Source organism: Hwanghaeella sp. 1Z406, from assembly GCF_048892425.1.
Lineage (GTDB): Bacteria > Pseudomonadota > Alphaproteobacteria > UBA8366 > Aestuariispiraceae > Pacificispira.
In genome coordinates this window covers 481,100-500,750 of record NZ_JBLZHU010000002.1, presented here as the reverse complement: position 1 = coordinate 500,750, position 19,651 = coordinate 481,100, and the positions used below count along the sequence as shown (strand labels likewise).

22 protein-coding genes, 1 tRNA gene and 1 pseudogene are annotated in these 19,651 nt (G+C 56.9%); 14 read left to right on the top strand and 10 right to left on the bottom strand.

The window, feature by feature from the left end:
- Position 1: 1 nt before the first annotated feature.
- The 5 genes and pseudogenes from hemA to ACOSDR_RS06730 all read left to right on the top strand — a co-directional run bounded on the left by hemA (position 2) and on the right by ACOSDR_RS06730 (position 4,317).
- On the top strand, positions 2-1,336 hold the full coding sequence (gene hemA / locus ACOSDR_RS06750) for a glutamyl-tRNA reductase (RefSeq protein WP_420730738.1): 1,335 nt from the start codon (positions 2-4) through the stop codon (positions 1,334-1,336).
- A complete protein-coding gene (gene prfA, locus ACOSDR_RS06745) occupies positions 1,333-2,415 on the top strand; it encodes a peptide chain release factor 1 (protein ID WP_420730737.1) in 1,083 nt (360 codons plus the stop codon). The genes hemA and prfA overlap by 4 nt, the downstream gene beginning before the upstream one ends.
- Positions 2,412-3,311 carry a peptide chain release factor N(5)-glutamine methyltransferase gene (gene prmC, locus ACOSDR_RS06740; RefSeq protein WP_420730736.1) on the top strand — a complete coding sequence of 300 codons (900 nt, stop codon included), beginning with the start codon at positions 2,412-2,414 and terminating at the stop codon, positions 3,309-3,311. The genes prfA and prmC overlap by 4 nt, the downstream gene beginning before the upstream one ends.
- A 163-nt stretch (positions 3,312-3,474) precedes the next feature.
- Positions 3,475-3,651 (top strand): annotated as a pseudogene (locus ACOSDR_RS06735) (DUF4167 domain-containing protein); the annotation flags it as partial.
- Positions 3,652-4,317: a hypothetical protein gene (locus ACOSDR_RS06730; protein WP_420730819.1), complete on the top strand. Its 666-nt coding sequence runs from the start codon at positions 3,652-3,654 to the stop codon at positions 4,315-4,317.
- 72 nt (positions 4,318-4,389) lie between these two features.
- On the opposite strand, the gene folD is transcribed toward ACOSDR_RS06730, so the two are convergent.
- The 3 genes from folD to ACOSDR_RS06715 are packed head-to-tail and all read right to left on the bottom strand — an operon-like array spanning position 4,390 to position 5,929.
- Positions 4,390-5,283 (bottom strand): bifunctional methylenetetrahydrofolate dehydrogenase/methenyltetrahydrofolate cyclohydrolase FolD, encoded by an 894-nt coding sequence (gene folD / locus ACOSDR_RS06725; RefSeq protein ID WP_420730735.1) that lies wholly within the window; start codon positions 5,281-5,283, stop codon positions 4,390-4,392.
- A gap of 32 nt (positions 5,284-5,315) precedes the next feature.
- Positions 5,316-5,633 carry a DUF167 domain-containing protein gene (locus ACOSDR_RS06720; protein WP_420730734.1) on the bottom strand — a complete coding sequence of 106 codons (318 nt, stop codon included), beginning with the start codon at positions 5,631-5,633 and terminating at the stop codon, positions 5,316-5,318.
- Entirely contained in the window at positions 5,633-5,929 is a 297-nt protein-coding gene (locus ACOSDR_RS06715) for a YggT family protein (RefSeq protein WP_420725068.1), read from the bottom strand. Before ACOSDR_RS06715 ends, ACOSDR_RS06720 begins: the two co-directional genes overlap by 1 nt.
- Positions 5,930-6,131: 202 nt before the next feature.
- On the opposite strand from ACOSDR_RS06715, the gene ACOSDR_RS06710 reads away from it, so the two are divergent.
- A tRNA-Ala gene (locus ACOSDR_RS06710) sits at positions 6,132-6,207 on the top strand.
- A 54-nt stretch (positions 6,208-6,261) separates the two neighbouring features.
- Here the strand turns inward: ACOSDR_RS06710 and ACOSDR_RS06705 are convergent.
- The 3 genes from ACOSDR_RS06705 to ACOSDR_RS06695 form a co-directional block, all read right to left on the bottom strand.
- Positions 6,262-7,011 carry a DUF6969 family protein gene (locus ACOSDR_RS06705; RefSeq protein WP_420725069.1) on the bottom strand — a complete coding sequence of 250 codons (750 nt, stop codon included), beginning with the start codon at positions 7,009-7,011 and terminating at the stop codon, positions 6,262-6,264.
- A gap of 121 nt (positions 7,012-7,132) precedes the next feature.
- Positions 7,133-7,525 (bottom strand): hypothetical protein, encoded by a 393-nt coding sequence (locus ACOSDR_RS06700; RefSeq protein WP_420730733.1) that lies wholly within the window; start codon positions 7,523-7,525, stop codon positions 7,133-7,135.
- Positions 7,526-7,709: 184 nt separating this feature from the next.
- Positions 7,710-8,324, bottom strand: coding sequence for an FMN-dependent NADH-azoreductase (locus ACOSDR_RS06695; RefSeq protein ID WP_420730732.1), 615 nt, complete (start codon positions 8,322-8,324; stop codon positions 7,710-7,712).
- A 237-nt stretch (positions 8,325-8,561) separates the two neighbouring features.
- On the opposite strand from ACOSDR_RS06695, the gene rmuC reads away from it, so the two are divergent.
- Positions 8,562-10,016 carry a DNA recombination protein RmuC gene (rmuC, locus tag ACOSDR_RS06690; protein WP_420730731.1) on the top strand — a complete coding sequence of 485 codons (1,455 nt, stop codon included), beginning with the start codon at positions 8,562-8,564 and terminating at the stop codon, positions 10,014-10,016.
- Between the two features lie 43 nt (positions 10,017-10,059).
- On the opposite strand, the gene ACOSDR_RS06685 is transcribed toward rmuC, so the two are convergent.
- From ACOSDR_RS06685 to hflK, 4 genes are all read right to left on the bottom strand, one after another.
- Positions 10,060-10,359 carry an NfeD family protein gene (locus ACOSDR_RS06685; RefSeq protein ID WP_420730730.1) on the bottom strand — a complete coding sequence of 100 codons (300 nt, stop codon included), beginning with the start codon at positions 10,357-10,359 and terminating at the stop codon, positions 10,060-10,062.
- A 3-nt stretch (positions 10,360-10,362) separates the two neighbouring features.
- Entirely contained in the window at positions 10,363-11,310 is a 948-nt protein-coding gene (locus tag ACOSDR_RS06680; protein ID WP_420725074.1) for an SPFH domain-containing protein, read from the bottom strand.
- Between the two features lie 146 nt (positions 11,311-11,456).
- On the bottom strand, positions 11,457-12,338 hold the full coding sequence (gene hflC, locus ACOSDR_RS06675) for a protease modulator HflC (protein WP_420725075.1): 882 nt from the start codon (positions 12,336-12,338) through the stop codon (positions 11,457-11,459).
- Positions 12,335-13,486: an FtsH protease activity modulator HflK gene (gene hflK, locus ACOSDR_RS06670; protein ID WP_420725076.1), complete on the bottom strand. Its 1,152-nt coding sequence runs from the start codon at positions 13,484-13,486 to the stop codon at positions 12,335-12,337. The genes hflC and hflK overlap by 4 nt, the downstream gene beginning before the upstream one ends.
- Before the next feature lie 302 nt (positions 13,487-13,788).
- On the opposite strand from hflK, the gene apbC reads away from it, so the two are divergent.
- The 7 genes from apbC to ACOSDR_RS06635 all read left to right on the top strand — a co-directional run bounded on the left by apbC (position 13,789) and on the right by ACOSDR_RS06635 (position 19,649).
- The gene (gene apbC, locus ACOSDR_RS06665) at positions 13,789-14,898 is read left to right on the top strand and encodes an iron-sulfur cluster carrier protein ApbC (protein ID WP_420730729.1); all 1,110 of its coding nucleotides are present in this window, start codon (positions 13,789-13,791) and stop codon (positions 14,896-14,898) included.
- Positions 14,899-14,913: 15 nt separating this feature from the next.
- Positions 14,914-15,849 (top strand): CAP domain-containing protein, encoded by a 936-nt coding sequence (locus tag ACOSDR_RS06660; protein ID WP_420730728.1) that lies wholly within the window; start codon positions 14,914-14,916, stop codon positions 15,847-15,849.
- Positions 15,850-15,890: 41 nt separating this feature from the next.
- Positions 15,891-16,313: a DUF4399 domain-containing protein gene (locus ACOSDR_RS06655; protein ID WP_420730727.1), complete on the top strand. Its 423-nt coding sequence runs from the start codon at positions 15,891-15,893 to the stop codon at positions 16,311-16,313.
- A gap of 11 nt (positions 16,314-16,324) precedes the next feature.
- The gene (locus ACOSDR_RS06650; RefSeq protein ID WP_420725080.1) at positions 16,325-17,080 is read left to right on the top strand and encodes an HpcH/HpaI aldolase family protein; all 756 of its coding nucleotides are present in this window, start codon (positions 16,325-16,327) and stop codon (positions 17,078-17,080) included.
- An 82-nt stretch (positions 17,081-17,162) separates the two neighbouring features.
- Entirely contained in the window at positions 17,163-18,275 is a 1,113-nt protein-coding gene (locus ACOSDR_RS06645; protein WP_420730726.1) for an S-(hydroxymethyl)glutathione dehydrogenase/class III alcohol dehydrogenase, read from the top strand.
- Positions 18,276-18,297: 22 nt separating this feature from the next.
- Complete coding sequence (locus ACOSDR_RS06640; RefSeq protein WP_420730725.1) at positions 18,298-19,227, top strand: diacylglycerol/lipid kinase family protein; 930 nt, start codon at positions 18,298-18,300, stop codon at positions 19,225-19,227.
- A 17-nt stretch (positions 19,228-19,244) separates the two neighbouring features.
- A complete protein-coding gene (locus tag ACOSDR_RS06635; protein ID WP_420730724.1) occupies positions 19,245-19,649 on the top strand; it encodes a hypothetical protein in 405 nt (134 codons plus the stop codon).
- Positions 19,650-19,651: the final 2 nt, after the last annotated feature.

Below are 19,651 nucleotides of genomic sequence, written 5' to 3'. Positions count from 1 at the left end.
CATGACCGGGATATCCGCTGGGACAACCGCTGGGACAAGTGTCGATGGCGCTGGCCCGGCCCCAATGGATAGACCTTACATCGTGGGGGCCAGCTTTCGCACGGCCGACGCGCGGATCCGGGACCGCCTGTTTGTTGAACCGCCTGCCCAGCCTGAATTCCTGGCAGCCTGTCGCGATGCGGGACTGACGCAATTGGTGTCACTGTCGACCTGTGACCGGGTAGAGTTGATTGGCACATCCACCGACCCTGAACGGGCCAGTGGCACAGCAGAACGGCGCTTGCGCAGTCGGTTGGAGGGAATGAGCGTCCCCGAATCCACCTTCTACCGCTTGTATGATGTGGATGCCGTCGCCCATGTCTTTCGCATCGCCAGCGCCCTGGACAGCCAGATGATCGGGGAGTCCCAAATTCTGGGTCAATTGAAGGACGCTGTGCAGGTTGCAAGCGATGCCGGAATGATCCAGGGAGAACTGGACCGGTTGATGCAAACCAGCTTCGCATTAGCAAAGCGGGTCCGCAGCACCACCCGAATTGGAGAAGGGGCCGTTTCCGCCGCCGCCGCCGCGGTAAAGGTCGCCCAGGACCTGCACGGCACGATGGCCCGATGCCGCGCCTTGCTGATCGGGTTGGGAGAGACCGGCGGACTGATCGCAGAACAGTTTCAGCGTGCGGGGATCGGGGTGCTGGATTTAACCGGTCCATCACGCCGGACAGAGCGGGAAGCAGCGCGGCGCGGGCTGACCTATCAGGATTATGAAAAGCTGGACCGCGCCCTGGCGCATTCTGACATCGTGATCACCGCTGCCGGTCGGGGCCGATATCTGTTGGACAGCGATAGTGTCACCAAAGCATTAGAAGCCCGCCGATCAAAACCGATCCTGCTGATTGATGCCGGGATTCCGCTGGATATCGATCCAGCCGTGGACACTCTGCCCGATGCCTTCCTGTATACGATGGAAGATATTGAACGGCTGGCAGAAAAGGGCCAGTTAGACCGCAAGGCAGAGGCTGCGGAAGCCGCCGCTATGGTCGACAGCGCGCTGATCGATTGGCGGCGCAGCCAGGCAGAGCGGGAAGGCGTCCCCGGCCTGATCGCCTTGAGAGAACAATTCGACCGCCTGCGTGAAGATGTGCTAAACCGCCATCCCAGTGCCGATGCAGCAGAGGCGACCCGCCTTCTGGTCAACCGCATTTTGCATGAACCCAGCGAAACCCTGCGCGCCATCGCCAGCGAAGGCGGGGCAGCAGACCTGCGTGACACAATTACAGTAAACCGCGTGCTGGAGCGCCTGTTCGCGCTGCGCATTCAGGATGAAAGAAGCGATACAGAATGAGTTGGACCGATAATATTGACCGCGTCATCAGACGCCATATGGAACTGTCTGATCGCATGTCTACAGGCACATTGCCTGCAGAAGAGTTCCAGGCTGTTTCCATGGAATATGCCGAACTGACACCCATTGTGGAGGCTGCCCAGACATTTCGGGCGGCAGAGGCGGAACGCACAGACCTGGTGGCGATGATCGAGGATCACAGCAGCGATAAGGAAATGCGCAGCCTGGCCCGCGAGGAATTGGAAAGCCTGGACGAGCGCCTGCCAGAGCTTGAACAGGACCTGAAACTGTTGCTGCTGCCAAAGGACGAGGCCGACCGGCGCGCCTGTATCATGGAAATCCGCGCAGGCACCGGCGGGGACGAGGCCGGCCTGTTCGCAGGCGACCTTTTGCGCATGTATCAGCGCTATTGCCAGAATCATAGCTGGCCGTTTGAAGTGATCGATATCAGCGAGAATGAAGTCGGCGGCATCGCCCAGGTGACAGTCTCCATCAATGGGGCAGGCGCCTATGGGAAACTAAAATTTGAATCCGGCGTGCATCGTGTCCAGCGCGTGCCAACGACCGAAAGCGGTGGACGCATCCACACCTCAGCCGCAACAGTCGCGGTTCTGCCCGAAGCACAGGAAGTCGACATCGAAATCAACGAAGGCGACCTGCGGGTGGATACCTATCGCTCTCAGGGTGCGGGCGGTCAGCATGTCAACACCACCGACAGCGCGATCCGCATCACCCATTTGCCGACCGGCCTTGTCGTGACCTGTCAGGATGAAAAGTCCCAGCACAAGAATCGCGCCAAGGCGATGAAGGTTCTGCGCGCGCGTCTGTATGATCAGGAACGGGAACGCCAGGCGTCGGAACGGGCTGCGGATCGCAAATCCATGGTTGGCAGCGGGGACCGGTCCGAACGCATCCGGACCTATAATTTTCCCCAGGGTCGCGTCACGGACCACCGCATCAACCTGACCCTGTACAAACTGGACAGGATGATGCTGGGGGAAGCGCTGGATGAAATCCTGGATGCGTTGATCCTGGAAGACCAGTCCTCTCTGTTGGCGGAATTAGGGGAAGCGGTGTGAGCCCAGACACGGCGCGCCAGACCGCGTTGCGCGCCGCAGTGGCCCAATTGCAGGCCGCTGATATCCCCTCACCGTTATGGGAAGCCCGCCATCTCTTATGTGATCTGGAAGGGATTACGCCCACCGACATAATCGCTTATCCCGACCTTCCTGTGCATCATATCACCCAATATCAGGATTGGGTCGCCTTACGTGCGTCAGGGGTTCCGATGAGCCGGATCACCGGGCGCCGCAATTTTTGGGGACTGGAATTTCATGTCACCCCCGCAACGCTGGATCCGCGCATGGATAGTGAGGTTCTGGTAAAAGAGGCACTGGCGCTTATACCGACGGATCAGACATGCGACATTGCTGATATAGGAACCGGAACCGGCTGCCTGATACTGGCATTGCTGCATGACCGCCCTTTGGCAACAGGCACAGGCCTGGACATTTCCATTGAGGCGCTGAAAACAGCGCAATCCAATGCGGACGCCCTGGGTCTTTCCGGTCGCGTTCGCCTTGTTGAAAGTGACTGGCTGTCGGCTCTACAGCCACAATCGATCGATATCCTGGTCTCCAACCCGCCTTACATCGTTCAGGGGGAAATTCAGCATCTGGACCCTGCTGTGCGGGATCATGATCCCATTCTAGCCCTGGATGGCGGCACAGATGGTTTGGATGCCTATCGCGCGATTATTGAAACGGCGCCAAAAGTGTTGCGCCCCGGCGGCTGGATTGCCCTGGAAATTGGCTGGGATCAGGGTCAAACTGTCCCAAATCTGCTGAATAAGGCCGGTTTTTTACGCATATCGTGTCATCAAGACACTGCCGGGCGGGACCGTGTCGTGCTGGGGCAGAAACCAGACACGACAGCCTTAAAAAAAACACTTGGAAAGGACCGGGCAAAGGGCTAGGTTGCAGTGCGTCGCGTTTCGTGGGGGACGGCCTGTAATTATGGGCATTCCGAAACCGACTTTCCGAGAGAGAAGACTTTATCGACCCATTTTGACCGGGTGCTGCAACGATACGGTTCAGCTTGTCTCTCGTTTGATTCAATCGCACCTCAAGAGGTAACGCGTGAATAATCCAAAACAAAATCGCGGACGGCATCGCAACAATGCCCGGCGTAGTAACCCTTCCCGTCAGAATTTTGATTCTAACGGACCGGGCGTTCGTATTCGTGGAAATGCTACGCAGGTGTATGAAAAATACATCCAGCTGGCACGTGACTCGCAAGGGTCCGGGGACCGCGTGATGGCAGAAACCATGTTGCAGCATGCGGAGCATTATTACCGCATCCTGAATGAAAACAACACGGGGGACCGCCCGCGCCAAAGCCATGACGAGTCTGCATCAGATCAGCAGAACAGCTTTGATGACACCAATTACGAAGACGATGGCGACGACAGCAACGATGCCGACGGTAATACCGGCGGCTATAACGGCAATCGCAATGCCAATAGCGGCCATGGCAACAATGGCCAGGGTAACAACAGTCAGGGTAACAACGGCCAAGGCGGCGGCAATCAGGGCAATGGCGGCCAGGGCAATGGCGGCCAGGGCAATGGCGGCCAGGGCAATAACGGGGGCCGAAATAACCCGCGTAACAATGGCGGTCGCGGCCGTGGGCGTCGCCCGCAACAGAATACGGCGGAGGGCAGCGAAACCCCGGCGTCAAATTCTGCCGATACTCAAACCAAGAACCAACCCGCCAATAATGATGCAGATCCGGCACCCAAAGAGCCGGCCAGCACCCCAGCAGCAGCCCCGGCGGCCAATACGGATGAGGCCCCAAAAGCCCCACGAGGACGCCCGCGTCGCGCCCCGCGCAAATCTGCCAGTTCGGAAGACGGTGCCGCTGTGGAAGCCCCTGCAAGCTCAGAGCCAGCACAACAGGAAATGACGATCATCGCAGATTAAGCGGTAGACGGATCAAATAGAAACGGGCGGAGAAATGTCTCCGCCCGTTTTTCTATGCGTTCTTGTCTGGGATTACATGTCCGGTTCCGGATACCCATTCTGACGGCAGAAGGCGGTGACCGTGTTGCGCAACAGACAGGCAATGGTCATCGGGCCAACACCGCCTGGTACCGGCGTAATGGCGGACGCCACCGGACTGGCTGAAGCGAAATCCACATCCCCAACCAGGCGCGTACCACCATCGGGCTTGTCGATCCGGTTAATGCCAACATCGATCACCACCGCACCGGGCTTTAGCCAGGACCCCTGCACCATTTCGGGCTTTCCAACAGCAGCAATGACAATATCAGCCTGAGCGACTTCTGCGGGCAAATCCACCGTGCGGGAATGCGCAACGGTCACGGTACAGCTTTCCTGCACCAACAGGGTCGTCATCGGCTTTCCAACGATGTTGGACCGCCCCAGCACGATGGCTTTCTTGCCCGCTAAAGAGCCCTTGAAATGGTCGCGCAGCAGCAGCACACAGCCCAAAGGCGTACAGGGGACCAAGGCGCTGGGATTTCCCGTATTCAACCGCCCGACATTGACCACATGAAACCCATCGACATCCTTATCCGGGTTAATTTCGGTCAGCACCGCCTGTTCATCAATCTGCTTGGGCAGGGGCAGTTGCACCAGAATGCCATTGACCGTTGGGTCTTCATTCAATTGCCGAACTTTTGCCAACAGGGTTTCCTGATCGGTGCTGGTATCCATCTTGAACTCGAAGCTTTCCATGCCTGCTTCGACGGTTTGTTTGCCCTTGCTGCGGACATAAACCTGACTGGCAGGATCTTCCCCGACCAGCACGACCGCTAGGCCAGGCGTTTTGCCATGATCGGCCTTCAAGGCGGCGACCGCGGCTGTAACCCGTTCGCGCAGGCCTGCTGCAAATGCCTTACCATCGATGATCTGTGCTTCCGCCATGCGCTATGCTCCCCCGATTGTGTCTTTGTGTCTTAAAGCCGCTCAAGGACCGCGCGAAGGCTGTCTTCCAGCCGCGCTCTTTCCCCTGACAGCGCAATGACCTTAGTGCGATCCGTTGTGCCCGATACGATACTCAGCGACGTTTTTGGACATTTCAACGCCTTCGACAACAGCTTTATCAGCGCCTTGTTGGCTTTGCCGTCTTCGGGAACCGCCGTCACCTGGATTTTCAGATGGCGTGCACCCTGGGCATCCTGGGCGATGGCTTGCAGGCGATCCGCAGAGGCTTTGGGGGTCAGGCGGACGGCCAACAGCATCACATCCCGCCCGGCGTCCCATCGGAACGGCATCAGATGCGATAGGCCACGTCGGTCAGTACTTTCTGCAGGAAGAACAGGATCAGGAGCAGCACGATGGGTGAGATGTCGATTGGCCCCATATTCGGCAAAATACGCCGGATCGGGCGCAAGGCTGGTTCGGTCAGGCGGTACAGAAAATCGCCGATCATATAGACGACACGGTTGCTGGTATTGACCACATTAAAGGCCACCAACCAGCTTAAAATCGCCGACGCGATGATCAGCCATGTATAAAGAGACAGCGCCACCAAGACGACCTGTATCAAGGCGTTAAGCAAAATATCCATCGACCCGCTTCCACCATGCCGTTGTCACTGTGCGGAGAGACCCCCCTCTGCATTTCCGTAAAAACAGAGATAAGGCGCAAGACCTTCCGGCGCAAGTCATGATCCCAGAAAGCGGTACAACCCCAACAATTTCACACCTTGACACAAACGCCCCTCAGACCGATATTCCGCCCGTCTGGACAGGTATTCAGGCCAGATTTATGGGGTCGTAGCTCAGCTGGGAGAGCGTCGCGTTCGCAATGCGAAGGTCGGGAGTTCGATCCTCCTCGACTCCACCAATTTCAAAAGCGCCGATCAGGTCACAGGCCGGGTCGGCGCTTTTGATTTAGCTCCTAAGATGCCAGCGCCGCCTGGATCGCCTTGATCTGCTTGTCCACATCGATCTTGCATTCCGATGTGACTTCCAGGGCGCGATCCTCAAACACATCCAGGCCGGGATTGCGAGCCGTCCAGGTCGTGATGCGGGCATCGCGCTGCTCCAGCAAGGACAGAATCTGGGGTTTGAACAGGATCAGCATATGCGACAGCCAGCGATTGCTGGCCCAGGACGGAAAGGTGTGATCGATTTCAAACTTGTCGATCATGCGCGCGACATCTGGCGCAGCATACCAGGTTTCGTCCGTAACCCAGCGATTGACCGTGAACATCTTGATCCCATAACCCTTTTTATCCATCGATACGGCAATGATATGCGCCCCGATCCGATTGTCGTTAGGAGCCTGAGGATGCACCAGCGGCGCCGGAGCCACACCCTTTGGCATGCCGGTATAACGCAGGAAGGTATGAAAATGTCCGTGCTCTCCCGGACGTTCCCCCTTGGGGTGGGCATGATAATAGTATTGCGAATGCGTTTCCCAATCGATGGCATCGCCCGCGGGGAAATGGTTCCATTCATAGAATGTGCCCTGGTGGCGCAATAGTTCCGCTACGACATTGCTGGACGTTTTGCGCAGCACACGCTGACAGGTCAGCACCTCTTCCCCCGCCGCCAACATGCGCCGCAGGCTGGCCTTTGATAGCATCGACAAGGCCGCATCAAGGTTTTGTGTCGCATCCATCGGGTCAGAAATATCGGGTGTCACTCTATGTCCCTCGGGCAAATCCACCATCCATCCGCAAAGTGTTTCATTCCCCGCCGCTTCACACAAGACTGAGGCGTCGCAGGGGATGCGACGCCTCAAATCCGGGCAAGACGCCGGGGCGTCAGGCAGGGATTGCATCCATATTCACCAGATCCATGGATGCTTGGCTGGCATCGGGGTTATCTGCACCACTGCCACATGGGTTTTTCTTCGCAGCACAGGGATTGCACGGGTTACAGGCATTCTTGGCCGCGCAAGGGTTGCACGGGTTACAGGCATTCTTTGCTGCACAAGGATTACAGGGGTTACAAGCCTTGGCCGCACAAGGGTTGCAGGGATTGCACGAACCGCCGCCTTGAAGCGGGGTTTCCTGTGGCTGGGCGTCGACCATCAGAGGTGTCGCTGAAACGGCGCCCGCTACGCCAACCGAAGAGGCCTGGGCACCTGCCGCAAATGCCGCCCCGGCCATCAGGGAGGCAATCGTCGTTGAAAGAAGATGTGTCTTGAAGCTCATGATCTCGCTGTTCCTATTGTTGTTGGTATCAGAACCGGTTGGGACACGAGCAAAAACCGCCGCATCCCTGAATACCGATCTGTCAGTATCGGTACACCGGAATGCGGCGGCGCAAGAATCAAGTCGACTCACATTGGTGTGAAAGCGCCGGATCAATTGGCCTGGCGCGCGATCACCGCAACGGTCAGGCGGCCAGAGCTTCAATCGATTTTTCGGCCTTTTCTGAGGCTTTTTCGTCCATCATTTGTTGACCAGCAGCAATCACGGTTACGTCGGTAACACCAATAAAGCCAAGAACGTGCTTCATGTAAGGCGTCGCATAATCAATCCCCGACTCCACTTCGGTGCCGCCAGAGGCAACAACAAGATAGGCCTTCTTGCCACTCAACAGACCAACGGGGCCGTTTTCGGTATATTTGAAAGTCTCACGCGCCCGGGCGATCATATCGATCCAGGCTTTCAAGGCCGCAGGAACGCCAAAATTATAGACCGGCACGCCAATCACCAGAATATCCGCCGCACGCACTTCTGCGATCAGGGCGTCAGATTGCGCCAGAGCCTTCTTTTGTTCCGTATTCCGCTCTGCGGGATCGGTGAAATTCGCACCGACCCAATCGGGCGATACGAAAGGCAGGCCTTCCGCAACATTCCGCAGGGTGATGTCCAGGTCATGGCTTTCTGACAGATGCGACAGAAGCGAGTCTGTCAGCTTCCGCGTTGTCGAATTCTCCGCGCGCGCACTGGAATCAACGCGTAAAACCTTTAGCGCCTTGTCACCTTTTTGGGATGCATCAGACATATTGAAAATCCTTTCACTGTTCCGGGCCGCCCAACCCCTGTAAGGGCGATTGTTCTTCACCCGAAACGTAAGCCCGGCACACCAAAAGAATAATCAGCCCATTTGGAATATTATTGTTTCTGGTAAGTGCCTAATCATCCTTTGGAGTCACTGCTTCCTCCTTTCACTTGCTCAGAGAATCAGGCTTTCTGAGGATGGTCCCGTGACCGCCCCACTATCATGACAGGAGCACCCGCCATGCTGATCGATATCGCAACGATTGCTGCCCTAACCGGCGGAGGGTTGTCGGTCGGGTTGTTTCTGGCCTGGGTCTTTATGGTCCGAGGGAAAGAGGAGCAGCTGCAAGCCCTGCAGACGCGGGAACGCGAACTGTCGCAAACCATTGAAGATATCAGATCTGAACTTTCCGGTGCCCTGGCCAATCAAAAGGCCCTGGAAGAAGCGCGCAGTGAATTGCGAACGGATCGGGATGAATTGCGCCAGAAGGTGGAGGCGTTGCAGTCAGACCTGTCCAACCGCCGCGTGGAAATCGAAAACCTGCAAACCACCCTGTCCTCAGAAAAGAAGGCCCATGGCGAAAAGCTGCAGGAATTGAGCAATGTCAGGGGCCAGATTGAAAAGGATTTGCAGGTCCTGATGAATGGATTGCTGGACACGTCTTCAAGCAAGTTCCTGGAGCGCGCCAACGAAGTTCTGAAGGCGCAGCAGGAAAAGGGTGAGACCGGCATGAAATCCATGGTTGGCCCGATGAAGGAGGCGCTGGATAAATTCCAGCAACAGGTCAACGAGATGGAAACCAAGCGCAAACAGGATGAAGGCGCGCTGACACAACAGATTCAGCATATCGCCAACAGCCATACCAAGCTGAACGACACCACTGTCAGCCTGGTCAATGCCCTGCGCAGCGCCCCCAAAACCCGTGGCCGTTGGGGGGAGCAGCAATTGCGCACCCTGTTGGAAATGGCTGGGATGGCCGAATATGTGGATTTCGAGACGGAAAAGCATTTCGAGACCGAAGACGGCGCCAGACGGCCCGACGTGATCCTGAAAATGCCAGGCGGGCGCACACTGGTGATTGATGCGAAAACCTCTCTATCGGCCTATCTGGAGGCGATGGAGGCCGATACTGAAGAAGCGCGAGAGGCGAAACTGGTCGAACATGCCCGCCAGATCCGCACCCATATGGAACAATTGGGTCGCAAGGATTACTGGAAGACCCTGCCGTCGGATACGGTGGATTTCGTCGTCATGTTCGTGCCCGGCGAACCGATGTACAGCGCCGCCATGGCCCGCGATCCCGGCCTGTTCGACACCGCCTGGGAAAAGAAGGTCATCATCTGCTCCCCCACCACATTGCTGGGCCTGGCAAAGGCCATCGCCTATGGCTGGCGTCAGGAAAAGGCCTCAAAGGATGCGCAAAAGGTGCATGAGGCGGGCATTGAGCTATATAAACGGCTGGTGAAACTGGGCAATGACGTTGCCGGCATGACAAAATCCCTGAACGCCCATGTCGGCAAACACAATGCCTTCGTCGCCAGCCTGGAAGGTCGCGTCCTGCCCCAGGCCCGCAAGATGACCGAACTGTCCATCGGCGACAACTATGGCGAAGTCCCGGAGCTGGAACCCGTAGAACATGAAGTCCGCGAACCCCTGCAGGACCGGGATCTGCTGATCGATGGGCCGAAAGATTAGAACCAGCCCGCAACTGCAAGCGCGTCTGGACGCGCAATGACGTTCAATACTGATTGATATCGGGCGTATCGATGTTGCGTCGCTGGAACAGCTTGCGGATCAGAAAGATGGCAGCGACTGAGAGGATGGCAAAGGCGATCAGGACCTCGCGCCAGCTTTCCAGCAGGATCGTATCGCTGAACCAGAAGCGGCTTTCCGCGAACAACATCGCGGACACCACGGCAGCAGCAATACCCACGGGCAACACAAAGAAATCCAGTCCAACAACGATGTCGGCAATGATCAGGATCAGCGCCAGGATCAACCAGACTTCCGCCTGAAACAGCCAATAGGTAATCGACATCGCTTACGCCCCCTTCCGTGATCCAGCCAGGCTTTCCGCCAATGTATGCAGCGACCCGATGGCTCCGGTTATATCCGTTGGCACGATGATGGTTTTGGTGTTGGACGAAGACGCCACCGCCCCCAGGGCTTCCACCTGTCGTTTCATGATTTCAAAATCAATCGCAGGCTGACCATTCGCAGCAATCGCCTGAGAAATCAGTTTCGTCTGCTCCGCATCTGCTTCTGCGGCGACCTTTACGGAATAGGCATCCGCATCCGCCTGAACCCGCACGGCCTCTGCATGGCGCTGGGCCTCATACAATCTGGCGTCAGCAGCCAGTTCGACGGCGCGCTTCTCCCCTTCTGCCGTGGCAATCGCGGCCCGGCGCTGCCGTTCTGCGTTCAATTGCTGGCGCTGAGCATCCTTGGTCTGTTCATCGACAATGACATCCGTGATTTCCGTGCGGGTGATCTCAATCCCCCAGACCTCGGCGGCCTGTTGCAGATTGCGGGCAATTTCCTCATTCATCGATTCGCGCGACGATTGCAGATCATCCAGTTCCAGCTTACCTGCTGCCGAGCGCACAATGGACGTCGCCGCAGTATAGATTGCCTGGTTGATATCCCGAATACGATAAACCGACGCGGCAGCATCGGTGATGCGATAAAACACGGTTGCTTCCAACCGCACCTCAACATTGTCGCGGGTGATGACAGAAATATCAAATTCCGGCAATTGCCGTTCCAATATGGAGACCCGATGCGCGACACGATCCAGAAAGGGGACAATAAAGTTCAGGCCCGCCGGCAGAGTTTTTGTATATTTTCCGAACCGCTCAACCACATAAACTTCACTTTGAGAGACAACCTTGACCCCCTTGGAGATCAGAACCAATGCAAAGACCACAAGGATCAAGGCGATGATGCTAGAAAGCGACTCTTGGATCATGTAAGCGATTTCCGGGCCCATGGCACAGTCCTTGTTGGTGTAGCGTATCAGCAGATTTCATATAACGCTAAGTTGTGCACCGCGAAACTGAAAAACACCGATAAAAAAAACCCCGGCCTGAGAGGATGTCTCGGACCGGGGCTTTTCCGCACTGATTATCCAACAGGCTACTGCGAAATTGGTGCCGCACCTGTCTCGTTCTGGAAATAGCGGAAGAAATCGCTGTTGGGCGCACCGACAAAGGTCGTCGTGTCACCCCCCAGCCCCTTCTGCATTGCCTGCATAGACCGCCAGAAGTCAAAGAACGCAACATTCTGACCATAGGCACTGTTATACAGGCCCTGGGCTTCCGCATCGCCCTTACCACGCAGGATTTCTGCTTCCCGTCTGGCTTCGGACACAATCACGCGCTGGCGCTTGTCCCCTTCGGCGCGGATTCGCTGGGCTTCCTTATCCCCTTCGGCCCGCGCCAGACGTGCTTCCTGCTGGCGCTGTGTGGTCATGCGCTGAAAGATTGCCTCGCTGTTGTCTTCCGGCAAATCAATACGCTTGATGCGCACATCAACCACTTCAATCCCAAAGGTTGCCGCTTCACGCGCAACGATGCGGGTGAAATCTTCCATCAGGCGGGCGCGTTCCGGCGTCAAGACAACAGAAAGGTTTACCTCCCCGATGACTTCCCGAAGCGATGCGTTGATCAATGAGTTAAACCGCTGCTCTATGCCGCGTTCCGTACCAACCGTCTGGAAGAACCGCAGAGGATCAGTGATGCGATAGCGCGCAAAGGCGTTCACAACCAATTGCTTCTGATCTGCCGTCGGGATTTCCTGTTGGTCTGCGTCATAGTCCAACACGCGCTTGTCAAAGAAACGGGCTGTGTCGACAAAGGGTACTTTAAAATGCAGGCCCGGTTCCGTGATTTCACGCTGCGGTTCCCCGAAGCGCATGACAAGAACCTGTTCGGTTTCCCGCACGGTAAAGGCGGCACTGATCCCGGTGATGAAGATCACAACCAGGAGGCCAAGAATTATGAGAGAACTGCGTTTCATTTGGCGGCTCCCGTCTTCAGTTGATCCAGTGGCAGATAAGGAACAACCCCACTGCCTTCTGCCCCTGGTTCAATCAGAACCTTGTTCATTTTAGAGAGCACATCTTCCATGGTTTGAAGATAGATGCGTCGTTTGGTGATGTCGGGCGCCTGCTTGTATTCCGTCAGGATCGCCAGGAACCGCTGAGTGTCCCCCTGTGCCTGGTTGACGCGTTCCTGACGATAGGCTTCCGCCTCCCGCAGGATCTGTTGCGCTTCACCTTCTGCCCGCTGGGTGACTTCGTTGAACTGACCCGTTGCTTCGTTGATTTTCTTTTCCTTATCCGCCTGCGCAGCCTGCACATCGCGGAAGGCATCGATCACCTGATTGGGCGGATCAAATTTCTGAGGGTTCACCTGAGTGATTTCAATTCCCGCGCCATAGCTGTCCAGAATTTGCTGAATGCGTTGATGAGCATCCTGCGCCACGGCATTCCGCCCGCGCGTCCGGATATATTCAAATGCGCTTTTACCGACGATTTCCCGCATTGCCGCCTCAGCAGCGTTCTTCACGCTTTGCTCTGGATTGCGTACATTAAACAGGAATTCCCCCGCATCGCGAATTTTCCAGAAGACCGAGAACTGAATGTCGATGATATTTTCATCGCCCGTCAGCATCAGACTTTCCGCCCGCAATTCAGAGGCCGAGGTACGTCCGGCGCTGCCGTTAAACCCGATCTCTACCGTATTGACCGCCGTCACGCGCGGCAACAGAACCTCTCCCAGCGGGGCGGGAACATTATAATTCAAACCCGGTCCGGTAACAGATGTCAGCTTGCCAAAGACCAGTTCAACGCCCTGTTGGTCGGCCTCAACGCGATAAAAGCCGGTTCCCAGCCAGATCAGGATCAGCAAAAGACCCACTGCGATCCCGCCCTTAACACCAAAGCCACCGGGGATCATGGAGCGGAGCTTCTCCTGCCCCTTGCGCACCATTTCCTCAACATCAGGGGGCTGGCCGCCGGGACCACGCCCGCCGCCGCCGCCACCCGGGCGTCCCCAAGGGCTGTTCGGGCCGCCGCCATTGCCGCCACCACGATTTCCACCGCCGCGATTTCCGCCGCCGCCCTGGCCGCCCCAAGGGCCGCCACCATTATTTTCCCAAGGCATCCTGTTCCGATCCGTCCGCCGTTAATACACTAATTGTCACGATCGATCCTGTTACCCTTATCGGCTGCAGGTCGCGTCAAATTCAGCCTCGCACGCCCATCCAGACTGCGACGGGCGCATAACACTTGATTTTTGCGGGTCAAACAACCCTGCACGCATGTTTTATCATATGCGGTCTTTGCGCCATGCTTCCTGTTCATATATGTACGACAAGACAAGTTCCCAACCATGTGGCGTTGATTTTTCGAGATTTCTGAACAAATTTTCACCACACACCCGTTCATGACAGGAGTTTCTGAATTATGTCCGATATTACTGAGGTCGCAGTCCGAAAAGCTTTGGCGGGCATTCGTGCGCCAGGCGGCGGCGATATCGTCAGTTCCGGTCTGGTATCAGGCATCGCCATCCGGGATCGCATGGTCCAGATTTCCCTGGAAATCGGCGACCCGTCCAAGGCTGAAAGTTATGAGCCAACCCGGCGCGATGTTGAAAAGGTCGTTGGCGCAATGCCCGATGTCTTGTCGGCAACCGCTGTGCTGACTGCCGAAAAGGGTTCCGGCAGCACCACATCGGCAAAACCGGCATCAGATCAAGGGGGCATAGAGAAAGGCGCTGGCAAGATCCGCCATATCGTCGCCGTCGCCAGCGGCAAGGGCGGCGTTGGGAAATCCACCACGGCGGTCAATATCGCACTGGCCTTAAAGCAACTGGGCCTGCGGGTGGGCATGCTGGACGCCGACATCTTTGGCCCGTCGCAGCCGCGCATGCTGGGCATTTCCGGCAGCCGCCCCAATTCACCCGATGGGAAGACGCTGGAACCCTTGGAAAGCTATGGCATCAAAGTCATGTCGATCGGCTTTCTGGTCCCCGAAGATCAGCCCGTTGTCTGGCGCGGCCCGATGGTTATGGGCGCGCTGCAACAAATGCTGGACGATGTCATCTGGGGTGAATTGGATATCCTGATCGTCGATATGCCGCCCGGTACTGGGGATGCCCAATTGACGATGTCGCAAAAGGTGCCTTTGGCCGGTGCCGTGATTGTATCCACGCCACAGGACATTGCCCTGCTGGATGCCCGCAAGGGCCTGAACATGTTCCGCAAGGTCGATGTGCCCGTATTGGGTATTATTGAAAACATGTCGATGTATATCTGCCCCAATTGCGGCCACGAAGCCCATATCTTTGGCCATGGCGGCGCAAAGAAAGAGGCGGAGAAGCTGGGCACGCCGTTCCTGGGAGAAATCCCGCTGGAGATTGAAATCCGCCTGACCGCCGATGGCGGCAATCCCATCGTCGTATCCGATCCTGAAAGCCCCCATGCCAAGGCCTATCTGGCGATTGCTGAGAAAATCCAAACCGCATTGGATGGGCCAGGTGCGGGGCGCGCGGCCCCCCTGTTCACAACAGAATAAGCCCCGGGCGCGATCATGACGGGTCAACGGATCATCAGGGGAATTGCACGCGGCACTCGCGCCGTCATCCTGATGACCCTTCTGATCGCGCCCTTGCAGATTTCGACCACAGGTCCAGCAGGCGCGCAGGCGGATGAAAAAGAACCCCGCCTGATTGAAGTGATCAATCGGGCCCGGGCGGAGCGCAATCGTGCCCCCCTGCGTTATGAACCCCGTCTGACGCAAATCGCCCGCCAGATGGCCCAGGCAATCTATCAAGGTCAGAAACTGGACGCCCTGACCGATGGGTTGGAGACCCTGTTAAAATCAAAAGGGTACCCATACACATTGTATGGGGGGCGCTATGCCATCAATTCGGATTCCGTCGAGAAAATGGTCACTGAATGGCTGGAGGATGGCGGTCAACAGAGCATTCTGACCAACAAGACTGCGACAGAAATCGGTGTGGCCTATCTAAGCAGCGAAGGGTCCCTGGTGCCGGATATCGAACCCAGCATCTGGACTGTTGTAATTGCCGCCCCAGCCAGGCCCGCCGATTCAGATTGGGCACAGCAGATCTTGCAACTGGTCAACCAGTTTCGCGCCACTTATCAATTGCCACCGTTGCAGCCTAACGCTTTTCTGAACCGGGCCGGTATGGCCCAGGCGCGGGATATGCTGGCGCGGGATTTTTTCAGCCATACGAACCCGGATAATGTCGGGCCGGGTGAACGCGCAACCAAGGCCGGGTACAAATGGTCCCTGGTGCTGGAAAACATCGCAGCGGGCCAGTCCACCCCCCGTGATGTCGTTAATGCCTGGATCGCCTCAAAAGAAGGCCACCGGGAAGCCATGCTTAACCCTGATGTCACCGAACTTGGTATAGGATATGTCTTTGCCCCATTCGATCCAGGGCGCATAAAATCACTGCATTACTGGGCAATGACCCTGGGTAAGCCTAGGGACCCATGATAACGTTCAATGCGCATAGAAACGATTTGAAAGGCTTGAAGATGAGACTTTTGTGCAGCGTGCTTGTCGGGGCAATTGTGCTGTTGGCGCCCAGCGTATGGGCACAAAGCCCACCGCCGCCAGGCGCACAGGTTTTCTTTGCCAATCTTCAGGATGGCGCGGTCGTCAAAAGCCCGTTTCTGGTTAAGTTCGGCGCAGAAGGGGTAAAAATCACCCGTGCAGGAATCAACATCCCCGGCACCGGTCATCACCATCTGCTGATCAATACGGAACTGACCGCCGAAGATAAGGGATATTCCATTCCCCAGGATGAGCGCCACCTGCATTTCGGTGGCGGTCAGACAGAGGTGGAACTGAACCTGGATCCCGGCACCTACACGCTGATGATGGTCCTGGGCGATGGCGACCATGTACCGTTTGAGCCGATGATCACGTCCGACAAAATCACCATAACTGTTGAATAGGAAATTTTCAGATGACCGCATTTGACCGCTTGCGCGATGGGGATTTTGCCATCGGAACCATGATCATGACCGACAGCATGCTGACTGCAGAAGTGGCGGCGCGATCAGGCTTCGATTTTTTATGTCTGGATCGTCAGCACGGCCTGATTGACGACGCGACCCTGTGGCAGCAGATGGCCGCCATCGGGCGCATTGGCAAGGCCTGCCCCTGGGTTCGGGTGCCCTGGAACACGATGGCGGACGCAATGCGGGCGCTGGATGGTGGCGCGGCTGGCATCATCGCGCCCATGGTCGGCAATCGCCAAGAGGCTGAGGCCCTGGTTCGGGCCTGCCGCTATCCCCCGATGGGAGAACGCAGTTGGGGCCCTGTCCGCGCAGGCATGGATGATGGGGTTGGCTATACCAAGGCGGCCAATGACACCCTGTTCGTGGCCGCCATGATCGAAACCAAAGACGGCTATGAGAATCTGGAAGAGATCGCCGCCACGCCGGGTCTGGATGCGTTGTTTGTGGGACCCAATGACCTGAGCCTGGCCATGGGCAATTGGCAACCGGCGATGCCGACCGATAAGGACTTTATCGCCGCCCTGACCCGCATTGCCGACATTGCCAAGGCCAATGGCAAGCTGGCGGGCATTCATTGTTCCGACGCCGCCATGGCGCGGGCCTGCCGCGCCTGGGGCTTCCGCTTTGTCACTATTGCCGCCGACATCGCCTTTCTGGGTCAGGCCGCCGCCGCCTGTGTCCAGGCTGCTCAGGAAAAGTAAGGACATAGATACTTGCACCACCGGAAGAGGGCTGGCAGTCTCTGGCCCGAAAAATTGTTCCAAGTTTAGGGAGAAACCACCAATGAAAACCCGTGCCGCTGTTGCCTTTCAGGCTGGAAAACCACTGAGCATTGAAGAGGTCGATCTGGAAGGACCGCGTGCAGGCGAGGTATTGGTGGAAATCAAGGCGACCGGCGTTTGCCACACGGACGAATTCACCCGCAGCGGGGACGACCCTGAAGGCGCATTTCCAGCGATTCTGGGCCATGAAGGGGCTGGTATCGTGGTCGATGTCGGACCGGGTGTGACCACCCTGAAGAAGGGCGATCATGTTATCCCCCTGTACACGCCGGAATGCCGTGTCTGCGAATACTGCCTGAACCCAAAGACAAATCTGTGTCAGGCGATCCGCACCACCCAGGGTCAGGGCCTGATGCCTGATGGCTCTTCTCGCTTCTCTCTGAATGGCGAGCCGATCCTGCATTATATGGGCACTTCGACCTTCGCCAATCACACGGTTGTGCCGGAAATCGCCCTGGCAAAAGTGCGGGAAGACGCCCCGTTTGATAAGATTTGCTACATCGGCTGTGGCGTGACGACGGGGATTGGTGCGGTTATCAACACGGCAAAGGTTGAGATCGGCTCAAATGTCGTGGTCTTTGGACTGGGCGGGATCGGCCTGAATGTCATTCAGGGTGCCCGACTGGCGGGCGCAAATATGATTGTCGGGGTTGATTTGAACCCTGCGAAAAAGGAAATGGCAGAACGGTTTGGCATGACCCATTTCGTTAATCCGAAAGAGGTCGAAGGCGATCTGGTCCCCTATCTGGTGGATCTGACCAAGGGCGGCGCGGATTACAGTTTCGAATGCATCGGGCGCACCGACACAATGCGCCAGGCCCTGGAATGCTGTCACAAAGGCTGGGGCGAAAGCATCATCATTGGCGTTGCCGGTGCGGGTCAGGAAATCTCCACCCGTCCCTTCCAACTGGTGACGGGCAGATCCTGGCGCGGCACGGCCTTTGGCGGCGCCCGGGGTCGCACAGATGTGCCCAAAATCGTCGACTGGTACATGGATGGCAAAATCGACATCGACCCGATGATCACCCACACCATGCCCTTAAACGATATCAACAAGGCTTTTGACCTGATGCACAGTGGTGACAGCATCCGATCTGTTGTTGTCTTTGACTGATAGGCAGGGGCGGATTCACTAGGTGTCTCAATCCGCCCCCCCTGAATCCACATCCGGAGGTCATCCCCCGACCAAGGTGGATTGTTTCATCAATCCGAATGCGCGCGCCGCTCAGGAAATGGCCGAAACGTTCATTGAGGCTTTGGAACAGGCTGGAATTGACGTCACCGTTCATTGGATGTCGTCCTGTGAACAGGCCCTGGACGATATTGCCAACCTGCCCGAAACCGACGCCATCCTGGTCGGTGGAGGCGATGGGACGGTCAGCGGGCTGCTGCCCGCCTTGCTGGAACGGCGCGAAACGATTGGTATCCTGCCGCTGGGCACCGCGAATGACTTTGCCCGTGGGGCCGGCATTCCAACCACGCCGCAAGCTGCCGCGAAGGTCATATCCGAAGGGCACCGCCTGTCTGTTGATACCGGACTGGTTGCGGACCGCCCCTTCCTGAATGTCGCAAGCCTTGGGATCAGTGTTGAAATCGCCAGTCTGCACGAAGATCGTGCCAAGAAACTGCTGGGCCGGTTCGCCTACCCCATTCGCTGGGCCGAAGCATGGCACAAGCATCGCCCCCTGAAACTGAAGATCTCAACGGATGGCAAGAGCCGACGCGCGCGATGCTCATTATTGGCTGTCGGATGCGGGCGTCACTATGGCGGCGGGCTGACCCTGGACGAACAGGCGCAATTGAACGATGGCATGCTGCACCTATATTATGTAGCACCGCGCAATGCCCTACATTGGCTGTGGTTTCTGCCTGGCCTGTGGCGTGGCACCTTGAAAGACGGGGACGGTGCCCATACTGGTACCGCCCGGAAAGTTACGATTGAAACCGCATCCGGGCGCGCCAAAAAAGTAAACGTTGATGGAGAGATCGTGGCGCATACGCCGATTAACATTACAATTCGCCCTCAAAGTCTGACAATCTTTGCCCCTGCCGAACGGTCCAATTGATACCGCGAGGAAATCAAATGTCTCTACTAATCCCGCCGGAAATTGCTGCGATCAATGATGTGATAAAAGCGGCCAGAGATAGTGCTAGAGCCTGGTCGTGGGCCGCTGACATGGAGGGGGTCAGCGACGCAGCTGATATGCGCGCCAAGTCAAAGGCCAGAACGACACTTGCAGAGCAATTATGCGATCAGGTGCGTGATCTTGATGCGCAGCCCCCTGCGGAAAATACGCAGGGGGAAATAGAGGTGATTGAGACCCTCTGGTCGAACCTGCGCGCCAGTCTATCGGGCGATCCTGATTCTGCTGCTCAAGAACTTTGCAAATCTGCAGAAGACCGATTGTCGGCGGCGATCGATGCGGCTTTGGCGGAAGAAGCACTGCCTCCCGCCGCCGCCAGCACTATCAATCAATTCATACGTTAACC